This is a genomic window from Rhizobium sp. SYY.PMSO (genome assembly GCF_046840415.1).
Taxonomy (GTDB): Bacteria; Pseudomonadota; Alphaproteobacteria; order Rhizobiales; family Rhizobiaceae; genus Rhizobium.
Map to the genome: position 1 here is coordinate 19344 of NZ_CP177351.1, position 15657 is coordinate 35000.

General features: G+C 62.7%; 17 protein-coding genes. 7 read left to right on the top strand and 10 right to left on the bottom strand.

Annotated elements, in window-relative coordinates:
* Window positions 1–166: 166 nt before the first annotated feature.
* The 9 genes from ACJJVH_RS26905 to ACJJVH_RS26945 all read right to left on the bottom strand — a co-directional run bounded on the left by ACJJVH_RS26905 (window position 167) and on the right by ACJJVH_RS26945 (window position 8066).
* Window positions 167–1057 carry an alpha/beta hydrolase gene (locus ACJJVH_RS26905; protein ID WP_412066621.1) on the bottom strand — a complete coding sequence of 297 codons (891 nt, stop codon included), beginning with the start codon at window positions 1055–1057 and terminating at the stop codon, window positions 167–169.
* Window positions 1058–1075: 18 nt separating this feature from the next.
* Window positions 1076–1882, bottom strand: coding sequence for an aspartate dehydrogenase (locus tag ACJJVH_RS26910; protein ID WP_412066622.1), 807 nt, complete (start codon window positions 1880–1882; stop codon window positions 1076–1078).
* The gene (locus tag ACJJVH_RS26915) at window positions 1869–2570 is read right to left on the bottom strand and encodes an ABC transporter ATP-binding protein (protein WP_113384752.1); all 702 of its coding nucleotides are present in this window, start codon (window positions 2568–2570) and stop codon (window positions 1869–1871) included. Before ACJJVH_RS26915 ends, ACJJVH_RS26910 begins: the two co-directional genes overlap by 14 nt.
* Entirely contained in the window at window positions 2564–3319 is a 756-nt protein-coding gene (locus ACJJVH_RS26920; RefSeq protein ID WP_112794582.1) for an ABC transporter ATP-binding protein, read from the bottom strand. Before ACJJVH_RS26920 ends, ACJJVH_RS26915 begins: the two co-directional genes overlap by 7 nt.
* Window positions 3316–4287: a branched-chain amino acid ABC transporter permease gene (locus ACJJVH_RS26925; protein ID WP_113360206.1), complete on the bottom strand. Its 972-nt coding sequence runs from the start codon at window positions 4285–4287 to the stop codon at window positions 3316–3318. Before ACJJVH_RS26925 ends, ACJJVH_RS26920 begins: the two co-directional genes overlap by 4 nt.
* Before the next feature lie 3 nt (window positions 4288–4290).
* Window positions 4291–5205, bottom strand: a complete 915-nt coding sequence (locus ACJJVH_RS26930; RefSeq protein WP_112794580.1) for a branched-chain amino acid ABC transporter permease — start codon at window positions 5203–5205, stop codon at window positions 4291–4293.
* Between the two features lie 93 nt (window positions 5206–5298).
* Window positions 5299–6468 carry an ABC transporter substrate-binding protein gene (locus tag ACJJVH_RS26935; RefSeq protein ID WP_412066623.1) on the bottom strand — a complete coding sequence of 390 codons (1170 nt, stop codon included), beginning with the start codon at window positions 6466–6468 and terminating at the stop codon, window positions 5299–5301.
* Between the two features lie 74 nt (window positions 6469–6542).
* A complete protein-coding gene (locus ACJJVH_RS26940; RefSeq protein WP_112794578.1) occupies window positions 6543–7085 on the bottom strand; it encodes a 3-hydroxyanthranilate 3,4-dioxygenase in 543 nt (180 codons plus the stop codon).
* Between the two features lie 24 nt (window positions 7086–7109).
* A complete protein-coding gene (locus tag ACJJVH_RS26945; RefSeq protein WP_112794577.1) occupies window positions 7110–8066 on the bottom strand; it encodes a dihydrodipicolinate synthase family protein in 957 nt (318 codons plus the stop codon).
* Window positions 8067–8314: 248 nt separating this feature from the next.
* On the opposite strand from ACJJVH_RS26945, the gene ACJJVH_RS26950 reads away from it, so the two are divergent.
* The 5 genes from ACJJVH_RS26950 (at window position 8315) to ACJJVH_RS26970 (ending at window position 12899) form a co-directional block, all read left to right on the top strand.
* Window positions 8315–9220: a LysR family transcriptional regulator gene (locus ACJJVH_RS26950; protein ID WP_112794915.1), complete on the top strand. Its 906-nt coding sequence runs from the start codon at window positions 8315–8317 to the stop codon at window positions 9218–9220.
* Between the two features lie 77 nt (window positions 9221–9297).
* Window positions 9298–10362, top strand: a complete 1065-nt coding sequence (locus ACJJVH_RS26955) for an ABC transporter substrate-binding protein (RefSeq protein WP_412066624.1) — start codon at window positions 9298–9300, stop codon at window positions 10360–10362.
* The gene (locus ACJJVH_RS26960) at window positions 10359–11393 is read left to right on the top strand and encodes a FecCD family ABC transporter permease (protein WP_412066625.1); all 1035 of its coding nucleotides are present in this window, start codon (window positions 10359–10361) and stop codon (window positions 11391–11393) included. The genes ACJJVH_RS26955 and ACJJVH_RS26960 overlap by 4 nt, the downstream gene beginning before the upstream one ends.
* Window positions 11383–12171, top strand: coding sequence for an ABC transporter ATP-binding protein (locus ACJJVH_RS26965; protein ID WP_412066626.1), 789 nt, complete (start codon window positions 11383–11385; stop codon window positions 12169–12171). Before ACJJVH_RS26960 ends, ACJJVH_RS26965 begins: the two co-directional genes overlap by 11 nt.
* On the top strand, window positions 12168–12899 hold the full coding sequence (locus tag ACJJVH_RS26970; protein ID WP_412066627.1) for a molybdate ABC transporter substrate-binding protein: 732 nt from the start codon (window positions 12168–12170) through the stop codon (window positions 12897–12899). The genes ACJJVH_RS26965 and ACJJVH_RS26970 overlap by 4 nt, the downstream gene beginning before the upstream one ends.
* 51 nt (window positions 12900–12950) lie before the next feature.
* On the opposite strand, the gene ACJJVH_RS26975 is transcribed toward ACJJVH_RS26970, so the two are convergent.
* Window positions 12951–13841 (bottom strand): LysR family transcriptional regulator, encoded by an 891-nt coding sequence (locus ACJJVH_RS26975; RefSeq protein ID WP_113404547.1) that lies wholly within the window; start codon window positions 13839–13841, stop codon window positions 12951–12953.
* A 171-nt stretch (window positions 13842–14012) separates the two neighbouring features.
* On the opposite strand from ACJJVH_RS26975, the gene ACJJVH_RS26980 reads away from it, so the two are divergent.
* Window positions 14013–14789, top strand: a complete 777-nt coding sequence (locus ACJJVH_RS26980) for a class I SAM-dependent methyltransferase (RefSeq protein ID WP_412066628.1) — start codon at window positions 14013–14015, stop codon at window positions 14787–14789.
* An 11-nt stretch (window positions 14790–14800) separates the two neighbouring features.
* Window positions 14801–15445 carry a pyridoxal 5'-phosphate synthase gene (locus tag ACJJVH_RS26985; protein WP_113360222.1) on the top strand — a complete coding sequence of 215 codons (645 nt, stop codon included), beginning with the start codon at window positions 14801–14803 and terminating at the stop codon, window positions 15443–15445.
* The last annotated feature ends 212 nt before the right edge of the window (window positions 15446–15657 follow it).

Consider the following 15657-nt stretch of genomic DNA (forward strand, 5'->3'; position numbering starts at 1 on the left):
TTCTCTTCTCGAGATAAGATGCGGCGCTCCGGTTGCCCGGAGCGCCGTCGTGCTGCAGCCGACCGAGCGGCTTTCTTCGGCCAGAAAGTTGGCGATGTCCATGACGGGAGGCGGAAAAAGGCCTCGCAGGCCGCTCATGTCGAGGACGGTGCTAAACGGGCGAGCTTCAGCCGCCCACCATCGTCAACAGAGCTCGAGAAAGAGCCGTCTTCTCGCTTCGCAATTCCATGAGAATATCGAAGTGATTGCGGTCCGGCACTTCGAGCATCCGGACCGGATAGCCGAGATCTGTCCATGCCTCGGCGAATGCGGTTGACTGGCGCTTGAAACCTGGAGCTTCCTTCTCCGCCCAGGCGACCACTATGGCGCAGCCGAGCCGCGGCAGATGCCGGATGGGGCTCAGGTCATCCACTTGCCGCGCGTCGAGCGAAAGCCACTCCTGCGGAAAGCTGGCGGCAAGCGGCGCAAGCTCGAACAGACCGCTCATGGGCAGAGCCGACTTGACGACGTTTTCCGGGACGCCGAAGTCTTCGTGCCAGCCGCCGGCGAGCAACATGCCGGCGAGATGGCCCCCGGCAGAACTGCCGCCGATATGGATTCGATCGCGATCGATGCCGTAGCGGGCGGCATTTTGCCAGAGGAAGGCGAGGGCGGCCCGCACCTGGCGGACGATTTCGGAAAGGGTGACGGCCGGCGCAAGATCGTAATCGACGACGGCGGTCATGATGCCGGCCTTGGCCAGCATCCCGGACATCATTGCCGAATCGTGCTTGGACAGAGCCCGCCAGTAGCCGCCATGGATAAAGAGGAAGACCGGGCGCAACCCGTCGCCGGTTTCGGGTCCGAGAATATCGAGCGTCTGGCCGCTCTTGCGGTCGTAGACGATATCGGCAAAACGGAGCCACGCGCCGCGCGCCTCGTCCGAAGTTTCGCGATAGGCCCGCATTTCGTCAGGAAAGCGGTCGCCGACGGTGGCACGCGCATTGTAGTCGGCATCCAGCCGTTCCGGTGGCCATGTTCCTTCGGCAATCAGTGCGCTGGCGAAGCGATTCATCATTTCCTCCTCAAAGGGGTATCAAAGAACGAGGCCGGCAGCCCGGTTTTCGATCAATCGGACAATATTGAGCGCGGTCATTTCCGAAGACTTCGGATTGGTCGCCAGAGGCCGGTTCTGCAAACGGATTTCGAGCACGCCGAAATCGCCCTCGGCGCGGATTTCATGGGCATTGAACCGAGCGTGCGGGTCGGCAACCAGCGTGACGCGCGTCCGATCGATGCCGATGCCGGCAAGCGAACTGATGACTGCGACATTGGCGTTCTGCGGAAAGCCGTCGGCCGCTTCGCGTGCCGATCCTTCGAAAAAGGAGAAGGGCGCCTGCAGTGCGTCGAGGTCGCACAGCGTTTCCGCTGCGGTTCCCTGCCAGGCCCTTGGCGGCTTCACGATGCGGTGCTCGACGTGGGCGAGGCTGAGCCGGGAAGCTGCTGCCAGCGCGTCGATGCCGCCGAGCGCACCGGGGGGCATCAGCAATTGCCGGCCATTTGCTTGGGCGAGTGCGACCAGTTCGGACAGAGCCGCCTCGTCGATCAAGGCGGAGGTGGAGGAGACGGCAAAATCCATGCCGGCGGCGAGCGCCGCCCGACCGAAGGGCAGCACGCTGCTGCGCCCTGCCGCCTCGACTGCCAGCGTCGCACCGGTCGCGGCAAGATCGCCGGGTTGTGAGATCAGTCGCGCTCCCGCCGGCAGGCCGGCGCGTTCGCGTGTCGGATCGCGGACGGCGACGGCGACGATCGTGAAGGGCGAGCCGCGCTCGGCCAGCAGCGCTGCCACACGCTGGCTGATGGCGCCCCAGCCGACAAGGCAGATCGCTTCAGATTCCGACATAGCCCTGCACCTGCTCGTAATCCCGATCGAGGTCGGCGCCATTGCCGGACCAGACGCTTCGCCCTTTTTCGATGATGTAGTGTCGGTCGGCAAGCCGCTTGAGCACGGCGAGATTCTTGTCGACGAGAAGGATCGCCTGGCCAGCCGTCCGCAATTTTCCGATCACGTCCCAGATTTCCGCGCGGATGACGGGCGCAAGCCCCTCGGTCGCTTCATCGAGAATGAGGAGCCACGGATTGGTCATCAGAGCCCGGCCGATGGCCAGCATCTGCTGTTCGCCGCCGGAAAGGGTGCCGGCGGCCTGTTCGGCGCGTTCGCGCATGCGCGGAAACAGCTCATACACACGCTCCAGCGTCCAGCTGTCGGCATATTTCTGCCGGTTGGCGGCGGTCGCCACCAGGTTTTCCCGTACGGTCAGCGTCGAAAAGATCTGCCGCCCCTCGGGGACGAGGCCGACCCCGAGCCGGGCGACGCGTTCCGGCGGCTGCCTTGTCATCGGGCGGCCGCTGATCGTCACCTTGCCGCCGCGGGCGGGAACGAGGCCCATGATCGTCTTGATCGACGTGGTCTTGCCCATGCCGTTGCGACCCATAAGCGTTACGCATTCGCCCTTGGCGACCTCGAATGAAATATCGAACAGCACCTGGCTATGGCCATAGCCGGCCTGAAGTCCTTCGACGCTCAGCATAGTTCGTCCTCGTTTCCGAGATAGGCCTCGCGCACCTCGGCGCTGGCGGCGATCTCCCCGGCACTTCCGGTCATGATGATCCTGCCGTAAACAAGCACGGAAATGCGGTCGGCGAGGGCAAAGACGGCGTCCATATCGTGTTCGACCAGCAGGATCGTCACCTTGCCGCGAAGCCCCTCCAGCACTGCGATCATCTCCTGGCTCTCGGCATGGCCGAGACCGGCCATCGGCTCGTCCAGCAGCAAGACCTTCGGCCGGCCGGCGAGGGAGACCAGAAGCTCGAGTTGCTTGCGCTCTCCATGGGAGAGATCGTCGACAACGACCTCGGCCCGCCTGCCGAGCGGGCTGCCGCCGAGCAAGGCGTCGGTTTCGTCCCAAACGTCGCGCCGGGCGCTCATGCGATCGAGAATGCGAAGGTTGCGGCCAAGTCTCGCCTGCACAGCGACGGCCATGTTCTGACGCACGGTGAATTCCCCGAGCAGGCTCGTCACCTGAAACGTGCGTCCAAGCCCCAGCGCGACGCGAGCGGCGGGCGCCAGCCGGGTTACGTCCTGGCCTGCGAACAAGATGCGGCCTTCCGTCGGCAGCAGATTGCCGCAGAGCTGGTGGATGAGGGTCGATTTTCCGGCGCCGTTCGGGCCGATCAAAGCATGAATCTGGCCTTCTTCAAGCGCGAAGCTGACATTGTCGGTCGCGATCAATCCGGCAAATCGCTTTATCAGTCCTTGTGTTTCGAGGATCGCCGTCATGCCGCCCTCTTGCGAAAATGGGCAAAGACCCCGTGGATGCCGCCCTTGGTGCCAAGCACCACGATCAGCAGAAGGATGCCGAGAACGAGCTGCCAGTGCTCCGTCCAGCTTGCCAGATAGGTCTGCAGGATAGTGAAGGCGGCCGCTCCGAACATCGGGCCGACGAAGGTGCCGACGCCGCCGAGGATGATCATGATCATCAGCTCGCCGGATTTGGTCCAGGCGAGCGTATCGGGGCTTACGAAGCGCATGAAGACCGCCATCAGAGCGCCGGCCAGCCCCGCGCCCATGCCGGACAGCACGAAGGCAAAGAGCTTGTAGCGGAACGGCTCGATGCCGAGCGACATCATGCGCTTCTCATTCTGGCGGATGCCGGCGAGCATGGTGCCGAAGGAAGAACCGATCACGCGGTTCAGCCAGAGGAAATAGAGCACGGCGACGGCGAGGATCACGAAATATACCGCCGTCTTGTCGCGCAAGCCGATGCCGAACAGCGTATTGGCGTTGCGCACGATGATGCCGTCGTCGCCGCCATAGGTCTTGAGCGAGACGAAGAAGGAAAACAGCATCTGCGCGAAGGCAAGGGTAATCATGATGAATTGCACACCGCCCGTTCTGAGCGCGAGCGCGCCGATGACGAGCGCCAGCAGGCCGGAAACGAGAATGGCGGCGGGAATCGTGATCAGCAGCTGGTCCGTACCTGGAATGAAGCCGAACAGCAGCGTGCCCTCGCTGTGGTGGAAATACAGGATGCCGACGACATAATTGCCGATGCCGAAGAAGGCGGCATGTCCGAAGGACACCATGCCGCCATATCCGAGCGCAAGGTTGAGGCTTGCGGCGGCGATGGCATAGATCATGACGCGGGCAACGAGGCTCGGCAGCGCCGGCTGGCCGAGCGCCGGTGCGACATAGGGCAATGCCGCGAGACAGGCGATCAGCACGAGATAGAGAAAGAGGCGGCGCATCGCTCAGCCTTTCGTTGGAAAGAGGCCCTTGGGCTGGACGAGCAGCACGATAGCCATCAGGAGGTATATGCCCATGGATGAAATGCCGGCGCCCAGTGCGTCCGCGTCGGGACCGGCCATGATGTGGCGCAACAGCCCCGGCATGAAGGCTCTGAGCCCGGTATCCAGCACGCCGAGCGTGATGCCGGCGACGAAAGCCCCCTTGACGGAGCCGACGCCGCCGATGACGACCACGACGAAGGTCGCAAGCAGGATCTGCTCGCCCATGCCGACCTGGACACTGACGACCGGCCCCATCATGAATCCGGCCAGCCCGGCCAGCAGCGACCCCAGCCCGAAAATCACGGTGTAGAGCAGCTTGATATTGACGCCGAGGGCTCGCACCATATCGCGGTTGGTCGAGCCGGCGCGAACTAGCATGCCGATGCGCGTACGGTTGATCAGCAGATAAAGGCCGAGCGCCACGAGCAGGCCCACGACAATGATCAAAAGGCGAAAGGGCGGATAGAGAAGCCCCGGCAGCAATTCGATCGGTTGCGACAGCACGTCGGGAAGTTGCAGGAAGATCGGCTGCCGGCCAAACACCAGCACCGTCAGTTCATTGAAGATCAGAATGAGGGCGAACGTGGCCAATACCTGGTCGAGATGATCTCTTTCGTAGAGGCGCCGCATCACGCCGAGCTCGACGACGATGCCGACAAGCGTCGCGGCGATCAGCGCGGCCGGCAGTCCCAGCCAGAAGTTGCCGGTGGCGTTCGCCACCCAGGCGCCGGCAAAGGCTCCCACCATGTAGAGCGAGCCATGGGCAAGATTGATGACGCCCATGATACCGAAGATGAGGGTCAGCCCCGCAGCCATCAAAAACAGCATGACGCCATAGAGAAGGCCGTTGAGCAATTGTTCAAGGATAAGGGTCATTGCGCGATCCGGTGACCTTTTGTCGAGCGGAGATCGAAGCCAAAGCGCAAAGGCCCGGGCGCGCGAAGCGTCGCCCGGGCTTTCATGCGCGGATTAAAGTTTGCAATCCTTGGCGTGGATATCGCCGTAATTCTCGACAAGCTTACGCACCGTCTTCGTGGTCGGCACGCCATCGGCGCCCTTTACCACCTCGAGCAGATACCAGTCCTGCACCGGATGCTGGTTCGGGCCGAAGCTGAACTTTCCGCGCACAGACTGGAAATCGGCCTTCTTCAGCGCGGCACGGAAGGCATCGATATCGTCGATGCCGCCGGTCGCCTTGAGCGCGGAAGCGATCAGGCGGGCGACGTCATACCCCTGGGTGCCGTAGGTGGTGAGGGGCCGATCCGGATAGGTGGCCTTCCATTTCGCCACCAGTTCCTTGCTGGCGGCATTGTCGAAGTCCGGGCTCCAGTGCGACGTGACCTTCAGGCCGATGGCGGCATCGCCGAGGCTCTTCAGGATGACTGCGTCGCTGGAGGGTTCGGAGAGCACCATCGGTATCTGGCCGAGCAATCCTGCCTGCTGATACTGGCGAAGGAAGGCGATACCGAGGCCGCCGGGATGGAACTGGAAAACGACATCCGGCTTTGCCGCGCGGATCTGTGCCATTTCGGCGGAATAGTCGGTCTGGTCGAGCTGGGTGTAGACCTCACCGACGATTTCGCCGCCGAAGGTACGCTTGAAGCCATCCAGTGCGTCCTTGCCGGCCTGATAGTTCGGCGCCAGGATGAAGGCGCGCTTGTAGCCGAGTTCCTTGGCCGCGATTCCGGAGGCTTCGTGCAGCGAGTCGTTCTGCCAGGGAACGACGAAGTAATTCGCATTGCAGTCCGGGCCGGCGAGATTGGAAGGCGCGGCATTGGCGCTGATGTAGATCGCGCCGTTGTCGACGACGTCGGGTACGACGGCGCCGGCGATGTTGGAGAAGATGATGCCTGTCAGCAGCTTGATCTTTTCATCGCTCATCATCTTTTCGGCGATCTGGCGGCCATTGGCCGGCTTGTTGCCGTCGTCCTCGACGACGAGTTCGACCGGCACGCCGCCGAGCTTGCCGCCCTCCATGTCGATCGCCAGTTTCATGCCGTCGCGCACGTCCTGGCCGAGGTAGCCGCCGGGACCGGACAGGGTGGTGATGACGCCGATCTTGACCGGATCGGCCGCGAATGTGGCTGTCGCGCTTGCGAGCGCGACGCCCAGTGCGAATAACGTGTTCCTGAGTTTCATAGGGTTCCCCATCATTTTCGTTATTGCATTGATTGTCAGAAATATTTTCTGCCCCTTACGGGACAGAGGAGACGTCACAGCTTTACCCAGCCCTCCGGCGGCGTCTTGCCGGGATGGATCGTCCCGCATTTCGGGCAGGTGCGAAGTTTCTCGTCCGCGTAGAATTTCGCATAAAGCGGAGGCAGGTCATCGACGATGGACTCCAGATCGACCTCGGCCCTGTGCACTAAGGTTGTGCATTCAAAACAATACCACTCGACCGCGTCAAGGGCGCCTTCCTCGCGCTCCGCCTCGATGACGAGGCCGATCGAACCTTCCTGGGGGCGCTGTGGCGAGTGACGGACGTGGGCAGGCAGCAGAAAGACGTCACCTTCGCGAATGGGCACGTCATAGAATTCCTTGCCGTCGTACAGCTTGAGAACCATGTCGCCCTTGAGCTGGTAGAAGAACTCCTCGGACGGATCGTCGTGATAATCGGTGCGACGGTTCGGGCCGCCGACGATCGTCACCATCAGGTTCCCGTCCTTCCAGATCTGCTGATTGCCGACGGGCGGCTGCAGCAGATGGCGATGCTCGTCGATCCATTTCTGAAGATTGAATGCGCTGAGTCTGGTCATTGTCGTTCCTCTCCTTATTCGTGGTCAGCCAAGCTTTAGTCCGCTGTGTTCGAAGGCTTCGCGGGTCAGGCGTTTCTCCGTCTCGTTAAGCTCCAGCAGCGGCGCGCGCACCGGCCCGCCGGCCTGACCCAGCAATTCCTGCCAGTATTTCTGATGGGCATGCGGCTTCTCGGCCGGACGAGAGCGCTTGAAGGCATCACGCGCTTGCTGGAGGCTTGCGCTCACCGCCTTCGCCTCGGCGGCCCTGCCGGCGAAGGCAAGGTCGGTATAATCGCGCATGCGCCGGTCGACCCTGGTCTGCAGGGTGTAAGGCGGCGACGAGCAGAGATAGAGCTGCCAGCCGAGTTCCAGCACATTGTCGAGCCATTCCTCCTCGGATGCGGTGGAAACGAGAATCCGATCGCCGGCAAGCGCGGTGAGCTTTTTGTACATGTCGCGCGGGACGGAATATTTGATGGCGACCACCGTCTCGATGTCCGCGAGGCGGTTGCAGAGCTCGGGGCTCATCAGATAGCCGCTGTCGGGGTGCGACCACAGCGCCATGCCGATATCGACTTTTGAGGCAATCGTCTCATAGTAGCGCAGCAGCGTTTCGTCCTGCGCCCTGGAGAAATGCAGGATCGGCGCATGGACGACGATATAGTCGGCGCCGCAGGCCTGCGCATGTTTCGCAAGCTCGATGACAACGTCCATGTTCTGATCGGAGCAGGACATGATCGTCTGCGCCCGACCGGCGGTCGCCTCGACCGAGAGGTCGAACAGGCGCTTGCGCTCGTCCAGGGACATGGAGAAGAACTCGCCCTGCTTGCCGGCGATGAAAAAGCCGTCAATGGCAAGATCGTTGATCCAGTGATCCATGTTGCGGCGGAAGCCGTCTTCGTCCAGGGCACCGTCCGGGCGAAAAGGCGTGTTGGCCGCAGCCCAGATGCCGCGCATCGTCGCGCGCGAATGGGCCTTGGCGTTCTTGCGGTCGTATTTCATTCATCCTCCTCGGTCGCCCGGATGTTCGGGGAACACGTATTCAAGACGACGTGTCGACGGCGCGGACCGGCGGAGATGTGGTCAATCGCGACCGCAGTCCCGCCGTTTCCCTGCATGGCGACCGCCAATCCGCAGATCCGGCGCATCTGGCAGCATCCTGTCTCCCAAACCATTAAGCAGCAGATTTTTTTATTCAAGAACCGGCGTAATGTGCATATATTCATGTTAATTCCAGTATGTATCGGCCGATGATCAATCTACGTCAGATCAAATGTTTCCAAGCCGTCGTCGAGCTCGGCAATTTCTCCCGCGCGGCAGAACGGTTGCGCACGAGTCAGGCGGGCGTTTCGCACGCAATCCACGATCTCGAAGCGCTGCTGGGCACGCGGCTTTTCGACCGCACGACGCGGCGGGTGGAATTGACCGAGGCCGGGCAGATCTTCGCCGCCGGTGTGTTGCCGGGTCTCGCCGAAATCGAACGCGCCGTGGAATCCGTGCGCGACCTCAGCGAACTGCGTACCGGATTGGTTCGTATCGCAGCGCCGCCGCTTCTCGGCGCCACCGTCCTTCCCCGGCTTCTTCAGGAAGTCGCCAAGCTTCATCCGAGCCTGAAGCTGCGCATCGAGGATGTGGGAACCGACCTGATCGTGCCGCGCGTGCGCAACGGCCTCTATGAGATCGGCATCGGCACCTTCAACACGGACGAAGAAGGGATCGACCGCCAGCATGTGCTCAGCGACCGGCTGATGGTCTTCATCGAAATGGACCATCCTTTCAAATCGCTGGAGGAGGTGGGCTGGAAGGCGCTGCACGATCAGCGCGTCATCACTCTCACGCGGGAGAGCAATATTCGCCTGCTGACCGAAATCGGTTTCGAGACGGCCGGCCTGCCGCTGCGCCCGCATCTGGAGGTGCATCAGATTCACACGGCGCTTTCGCTTGTCGAAAGCGGCGCCGGGGTGGCGGTGCTGCCGACCTATGCCTTTGCCGCCCTGAATGGTCGCGGAATCGCCGCCCGCCCGCTGGCGGACCCGGCCATCACCCGTCAGGTGAGCATCATCACCGCACGAGAGCGTACCCTCTCGCCGGCAACGACCGCCGTGCGCCCGCTCCTGAGGAAAATCCTGCGCCAGATGGTGCCCGAGATTCTCTGAAACGGCGAACCGTCCGGTATCGTTGTATACACAGGAATATAATGGTAGCGATTGGGGACCTTTTCTGGAGAAATCCCATGTTCAAGCTCCACCATTCGTTTCCTATTGTCAAAATTGCTATCATTTTGAGTAGTTTGTTATTTTCCGCTCCCGCCTGGGCCGACCGCGTCGTGACCGACCAGATCGGCCGGCAGGTGCATATTCCCGATACCGTCAACCGCGTGGTCATCCTGCAGCATCAGACGCTCAACATCGCGGTGCAACTCGATGCGATGGACAAGGTAGTCGGCGTTCTCGACGAATGGAAAAAGCAGCTTGGCGCCAATTATGTGCGCCTCGCGCCGCAGCTGCCGAAGCTGCCGACACCGGGCGGTCTTACGAAAGTGAATATCGAGGAACTGCTCAAGCTGAAGCCGGATGTGGTCTTCGTGACCAATTATGCGCCGGCCGACATGGTGAAGCAGATCGAGGATGCCGGCCTTTCCGTCGTGGCGATCTCGCTGCTCGACGTGCCGCCGGCAGAGGCCGTCAAGCTCAACCCCTCCGTCAAGGATGAGCCGGCTGCGATCGATTCCGGTTTTGCGACCGGCGTACGCCTCATTGCCGACGTCCTCGGGCGCAAGGAAAAGGGCGAGGAGATGATTGCGGCCACCAAGAAGACCCGCAAGCTCGTTGCCGATCGCCTCGCCGATATCCCGGAAGACAAGCGCGTGCCGGTCTATATGGCCAATCCCGACCTCACCACCTACGGCCGCGGCAAATATACCGGCCTGATGATGGAGCGCGCCGGCGCCCGAAACGTCGCCAACTCGGTCAGCGGCTTCAAGCAGGTGACGATGGAGGACGTTCTGACATGGAACCCCGCCGTCATCTTCGTTCAGGAGCGCTATCCGACGCTCGTGGATGAAATCAAGAAGGCCGATTCCTGGCAGACGATCGATGCGGTCAAGAACGGCCGCGTCTATCTGATGCCGGAATATGCCAAGGCTTGGGGCTATCCGATGCCGGAGGCGATGGCGCTGGGCGAGCTCTGGATGGCGAAGCAGCTCTATCCCGATCGGTTCAAGGATATCGACATGCAGAAGGAAGCCGACGCCTATTATAAGGAGTTCTACCGCACCGATTATCGCGCCGCGCAATGAGCGTAGAGGCTTCCCGCCGGAAAGGACCGAGAGTCAAGATCGCCGCGCTGGCGATCCTGTTGGTGGTCGTTGCCGTCGTTTCGCTCGGTATAGGCCGTTATGACATTCCGTTCCTTCGGGTCGTGCAGATCCTTCGGGCGTGGATTTCGGCGCCGGAAGTGCCTGTGACGGCGACCGAGGCGAATGTGGTGTTCACTGTGCGTATGCCGCGCATCCTGCTAGCGCTCCTGACCGGTGCCGGCCTGGCCCTGTCGGGCGCCACGCTGCAAGGCGTGTTCCGCAATCCGCTCGTGGGGCCGCAGGTGATGGGCGTTTCCTCGGGAGCGGCTTTCGGCGGCACGCTCGCCATCCTCTTGAGTTTCTCGCGCTATGGTCTGCTTGGCGCGGCCTTCGCATTCGGGCTTTCCGCGCTCGTCATCGTCTACGCGCTGAACGGTATCGTTGCCCGCCGCAATATCCTTGCGCTGGTCCTTGCTGGCGTCGTGGTGAGCGGTTTCTTCGGGGCGCTGGTGAGCCTCGTGCAATATCTCGCCGATACCGAGGACAAGCTGCCGGCCATGGTGTTCTGGCTGCTCGGCAGCTTTGCGACCGCCAATTGGGAGAAGCTCTGGCTGATCGCCGGTCCCGTCGTCATCGGCAGCCTGCTGCTGCTTGGCCTGCGCTGGCGCATCAACCTCCTGTCGATCGGCGACGAGGATGCCCGCGCTCTCGGCATCAATGTCGAGCCGCTGCGCTGGTTGATCCTGGTGCTGGTCTCCTGCATCGTCGCGGCCCAGGTTGCCGTTAGCGGCATCGTCGGATGGGTCGGCCTCGTCGTTCCGCATATGGCGCGCATGCTCGTCGGCCCGGATCATCGGGTGATGATGCCGGCCTCCCTGCTGATCGGCGCCCTCTATCTACTGGTCATCGACACCATCGCCCGGACCGCGACCGGTTCCGAAATCCCGCTCGGCATTCTGACGGCGCTGATCGGTACGCCGGTCTTCGCCCTGGTCTTGAGACAGACCCAGCGAGGCGCTCGTGGCCCTTGATCCGGTCAGGCTGCAGATAGAAAACGCCAGCCAATCCTATGACGGCAAGCGCTGGCAATTCCGTGGGCTCGATTTCGACCTGAGCGCTGGTGAGATCACCGCCATCCTCGGGCCGAACGGGCGCGGAAAATCGACCTTGCTGCGCGTGCTGGCAGGGCTCCTGAAGCCGACTGCCGGCACGATGAAGTTGAACCCGCGTACCGGCTTCGTGCCGCAGGAGTTTTCCGGTTCCTTTCCCTATTCGGTGCTCGACGTGGTGCTCATGGGCCGCGCCCGCCACGTCGGGCTCTTCCGGTCGCCGCGCAAGATCGATGTCGAGAAGTCGATGGAGGCGCTTGGTCTCACCGGCATGGCCGACTACGCGCAGCGCAATATCGAATCGCTGTCCGGCGGCGAGCGTCAGCTGGTGCTGATTGCGCGGGCGCTGGCAGGCGAGAATGCCGTGCTGCTGCTCGATGAGCCGGCCTCCGCGCTGGATCTCAGAAATCAGGATATCGTGCTGTCGCTGCTTGCAACCCTCGCCGATCGACAGGGACTGGCGATCGCCTTCACCACGCATCAGCCGAACCATGCGGTCGCCGTCGCCGACAAGGTGCTGCTCATGCTCGACCAGGCAAGAACTGTCTTTGGCGCTGCCGACGACGTGATGACGGAAGGGAATCTCGAAGCGCTCTATGGTCTGCCTGTGCGCTCGGCGACACTCGGCAGTGGCGAACGCATGGAGACCGCGTTCGTGCCGCTGTTCCGGCAAAGAGACCGAAAAGGAAATCGCTCGTGAACAATGCAGTTCGAGTCTTGTCGGCCGGTAGTCTGCGCCATGCCTTTCCGGCGCTCATCGGGGCTTTTGGCCATGAATATGGCATTGGCATTTCGCTGACGCTCGGGCCTGCCGGACTTCTGCGAGAAGCGATCGAGGAAGGCACCGGCTTCGATCTCTTCGCGTCCGCCAATATGGCGCATCCGCGGCGTCTCGCGTCGCTCGGGCTTGCGGAAGATGCCGTATGCTTTGCCCGCAACCGGCTCTGCGTGCTCGCGCGCGCCGGTCTTGGCCTGACGACGGAGAATTTTCTCGCGGTTCTATCCGATCCGGCCGTGCGGATCGGAACGTCCACGCCGGGCGATGATCCCGGCGGCGACTATGCCTTCGAGGTCTTCGACCGCATCGAGGCCCGATATCCGGGAAAGGGCGAGGCGATGAAATCCCGATCCCTGCAACTGGTCGGTGGCCGCAATTCGCCGCCGGCGCCGGCGGGCAAGGGAGCCGGCTACCTGATCACCGACGGTGAGGTCGATCTGATGATGAGCTATTATTCGAACGCACGTCTGCTGGCCTTAGACCGGGCGTTCAGTGTCGTCGATATTCCCGGCGAGTTTCAGCCGCCCATCGAATACGGCATGGCAATTCGCCGGAACGCGGATGCCGAAACCAGACACTTGCGGGATTTTCTTTTGTCGGCGACCGGACAGGAGATCCTGAGCGAAGCCGGCTTTTCTCCAATCGGCTGATCTGCCGGTGTGGCCAGCCGCCACACGCGCTTCGATGCGCGTCTTGAGGTATCAACTCCTCGGAGGCGTGCTGGAGCGTGCGTAAGTTTCAGCTTCGTTATGCAGCCATTCGCAGAAGAGTGCTGATTTCCGGTTGCGGCGCGCGCGGCGCAGCGCCACATATTCGTGGCCGCTTTCCAGAAAGCCGTAAGGCGCCAGCAGCCGGCCGAAACGGATGTCGTCGCTGACATAGGGCCAGGGGGCGACGCAGACCCCGAGGCCGGCGCTGGCAGCCTCCAGCATGAAGTAAAAATGTTCGTATTCGACGCGCGGCCCGGTTGAGACCGATCGTCCGGAGCGGGCCAGCCAGTCGCCCCATGCGCGCAGCCGCGTTCGCGTGTGGAGTTGAGGCAGGCCGTCGAATTCGGGCGTGGATTCGGCAAAGAGCGAGGGAGCGAGCACAGCGCCCGTCTGTTCCGGAAACAGGGAAATGACATCGGCGCCGGCAGGCCAGGGCGCCGTGCCGACCCGGATCGCCACGTCGAAACCGTCGCGATTGAAATCGACAGGCTTCGACGAGGCCGACAGGCGCACCTCTATATGCGGATATTTTGCCTGGAATCGGTAAAGGCGGGGGATGAGCCAGCGCATCGTAAAGGTGCCGGGGCAGGATACGTCGAGCTGACCATCCTCGGTATCGGCCACGGCTCGCACCGACAGGTCCATCTGGTCGAACGCGGCGGTCAGCCCGGACAGAAGGGTCGCGCCGCCTTCGGTGAGCCTCAACCGGTTTTTCGGCCCCTCGAACAGCGGAATGCCAAGCACCTCTTCCAGATGCTGTATCTGGCGGCTGACGGCGCTATGCGTCACGCTGAGCTCGTCTGCGGCAAGCGTCATGCGGCCGAGCCGGCCGGCCGCTTCAAAGGCACGCAGGGCATTCAGGGAGGGAATTCGTCTAGCCATGTGCGTTTTCCGAACATCGAGTGTTCGAACATATCGTTTTTCTTTCGAGAAAATAACGTGTTTTTTGCCAGCGAAACGAAGGGACAGTGTGAACACCGAACAACAGCGCGGGATGCGACGCATTTTCGCGTGCGGCGCAGCCTTGTCCGCCAGAAGCAACGGAGGCATGACATGCAAGACAGGCATCGGGACGGCAGTGCCGGCGACGCAAATTACGGTGTGATCGGATCGGGCTACACCCGCTATCGCCAGCCGGACCCCCATATTGCCGAATTCATCCGCGCCGCTCTTGGCGATGCCGGGACGGTGTTGAACGTCGGCGCGGGGGCGGGCTCCTATGAGCCGGTCGATCGGCAGATCACCGCCGTCGAGCCATCCGCCTCGATGCGTGCCCAGCGGCCGGCGCATCTTCCGGCCGCAATCGACGGCACGGCAGAACAGCTTCCATTTGCGGACCAGAGTTTCGATGCCGCGATGGCGACCTTTACCGTGCACCAATGGTCGGATCTCAGGCAGGGGCTTGGCGAGATGCGTCGTGTGGCGCGCGGCCCGGTTCTGGTCTTGAGCTGCGATCCGGATCTGCTGGAACGCTCATGGCTGCACGCTTACGCACCGGAGATGATCGCCGTCGAGGCGAGGCGCTATCCCGCCATGGATACGATCGCGGCGGCTCTTGGCGGCAATGTGGAAATCAAGGCCGTGCCGATCCCGCTGAATTGCGTCGACGGCTTCGGCGAGGCCTATTATGGCAGGCCCGAACGCATGCTCGATCCCGGCGCGCGGCTCGCCAACTCGGCATGGAGCTTCGTCGATGCGTCCGTCGGCGAGCGGTTCGTCGCCGAGCTCGGCCGCGATCTGGCCGACGGATCCTGGGATCGCCGCTATGGCGCCCTTCGCACGCAGCCTTTCTTCGAGGGCTCGCTACGGCTCGTCATCGCCCGGCCGTGAGGAGAGATGGTATGAGAGAAGAGCTGCGCGCGTTGAAATCCCTGGCCGGGCCGTTCCCATCGTTCGAGGCGGATCTCACGCCCGGCGAGCCGCGCGACCTGTTTTCCGTCTGGCTGCGCGATGCCATCGAGGCCGGGATCAAGGAGCCGCACGCCATGGTGCTGTCGACGATCGATGAGAATGGCGTGCCGGATGCCCGCGTTCTCATCCTGAAGAACCTCGACCGGCGCGGCTGGCACTTCGCGACGACGGGCGGCGGGCCGAAGGGTCGGCAGATTGCGGCCAATCCCTCCGTTGCGCTGACCTTCTACTGGCCGCAGCTCGGGCGGCAGGTGCGTTTGCGGGGAATGGCGCTTCAGGCCGAGGCCCACGAGCGCTATGCCGACTTTCGTGAGCGTGCGCCGGGCGCCAGGGCGGTCGCGTTGACGGGACGGCAGAGCGAGGTCCTGGGCTCGCCGCAGGACCTGGAGGATGCATTGGCCCTGCAGAACAGGCGGTTACGGGAAGAGCCCGATCTTGTTGCCGCAGGCTGGGCGCTTTTCATCGTCATGCCGCATGAGGTCGAGTTCTGGCAGGGAGATAGCGAGCGCCGCCACCATCGCTTGCGATATCGGCGGGAAAGGGCCGGCTGGCTGAAGGAGCGGCTCTGGCCCTGATGGTCGGGCCTAGCTGGTGGCAAGGGACGCGCTGGCGCCGGTGCGGGTCTCGTGGCTCCGGTCGATCATAAGCGGCCGATTGTGCCTGCGACCGTCCAATGGCCTATGGCGACGAGCAGGTTGCGGGCAACATTTGTCAGGGTTCGATGGCGGGATACGTGCGAACTGGCATCGATGGTTCATTGCTGGATGGCCGATTTTAGAAAATCCGT

Excerpts from the sequence above, each read along its gene's own strand:
- ACJJVH_RS26905 (WP_412066621.1), bottom strand. The coding sequence starts at position 1,057 with ATGATGAATCGCTTCGCCAGCGCACTGATTGCCGAAGGAACATGGCCA.
- ACJJVH_RS26910 (WP_412066622.1), bottom strand. The coding sequence starts at position 1,882 with ATGTCGGAATCTGAAGCGATCTGCCTTGTCGGCTGGGGCGCCATCAGC.
- ACJJVH_RS26915 (WP_113384752.1), bottom strand. The coding sequence starts at position 2,570 with ATGCTGAGCGTCGAAGGACTTCAGGCCGGCTATGGCCATAGCCAGGTG.
- ACJJVH_RS26920 (WP_112794582.1), bottom strand. The coding sequence starts at position 3,319 with ATGACGGCGATCCTCGAAACACAAGGACTGATAAAGCGATTTGCCGGA.
- ACJJVH_RS26925 (WP_113360206.1), bottom strand. The coding sequence starts at position 4,287 with ATGCGCCGCCTCTTTCTCTATCTCGTGCTGATCGCCTGTCTCGCGGCA.
- ACJJVH_RS26930 (WP_112794580.1), bottom strand. The coding sequence starts at position 5,205 with ATGACCCTTATCCTTGAACAATTGCTCAACGGCCTTCTCTATGGCGTC.
- ACJJVH_RS26935 (WP_412066623.1), bottom strand. The coding sequence starts at position 6,468 with ATGAAACTCAGGAACACGTTATTCGCACTGGGCGTCGCGCTCGCAAGC.
- ACJJVH_RS26940 (WP_112794578.1), bottom strand. The coding sequence starts at position 7,085 with ATGACCAGACTCAGCGCATTCAATCTTCAGAAATGGATCGACGAGCAT.
- ACJJVH_RS26945 (WP_112794577.1), bottom strand. The coding sequence starts at position 8,066 with ATGAAATACGACCGCAAGAACGCCAAGGCCCATTCGCGCGCGACGATG.
- ACJJVH_RS26950 (WP_112794915.1), top strand. The coding sequence starts at position 8,315 with ATGATCAATCTACGTCAGATCAAATGTTTCCAAGCCGTCGTCGAGCTC.
- ACJJVH_RS26955 (WP_412066624.1), top strand. The coding sequence starts at position 9,298 with ATGTTCAAGCTCCACCATTCGTTTCCTATTGTCAAAATTGCTATCATT.
- ACJJVH_RS26960 (WP_412066625.1), top strand. The coding sequence starts at position 10,359 with ATGAGCGTAGAGGCTTCCCGCCGGAAAGGACCGAGAGTCAAGATCGCC.
- ACJJVH_RS26975 (WP_113404547.1), bottom strand. The coding sequence starts at position 13,841 with ATGGCTAGACGAATTCCCTCCCTGAATGCCCTGCGTGCCTTTGAAGCG.
- ACJJVH_RS26980 (WP_412066628.1), top strand. The coding sequence starts at position 14,013 with ATGCAAGACAGGCATCGGGACGGCAGTGCCGGCGACGCAAATTACGGT.
- ACJJVH_RS26985 (WP_113360222.1), top strand. The coding sequence starts at position 14,801 with ATGAGAGAAGAGCTGCGCGCGTTGAAATCCCTGGCCGGGCCGTTCCCA.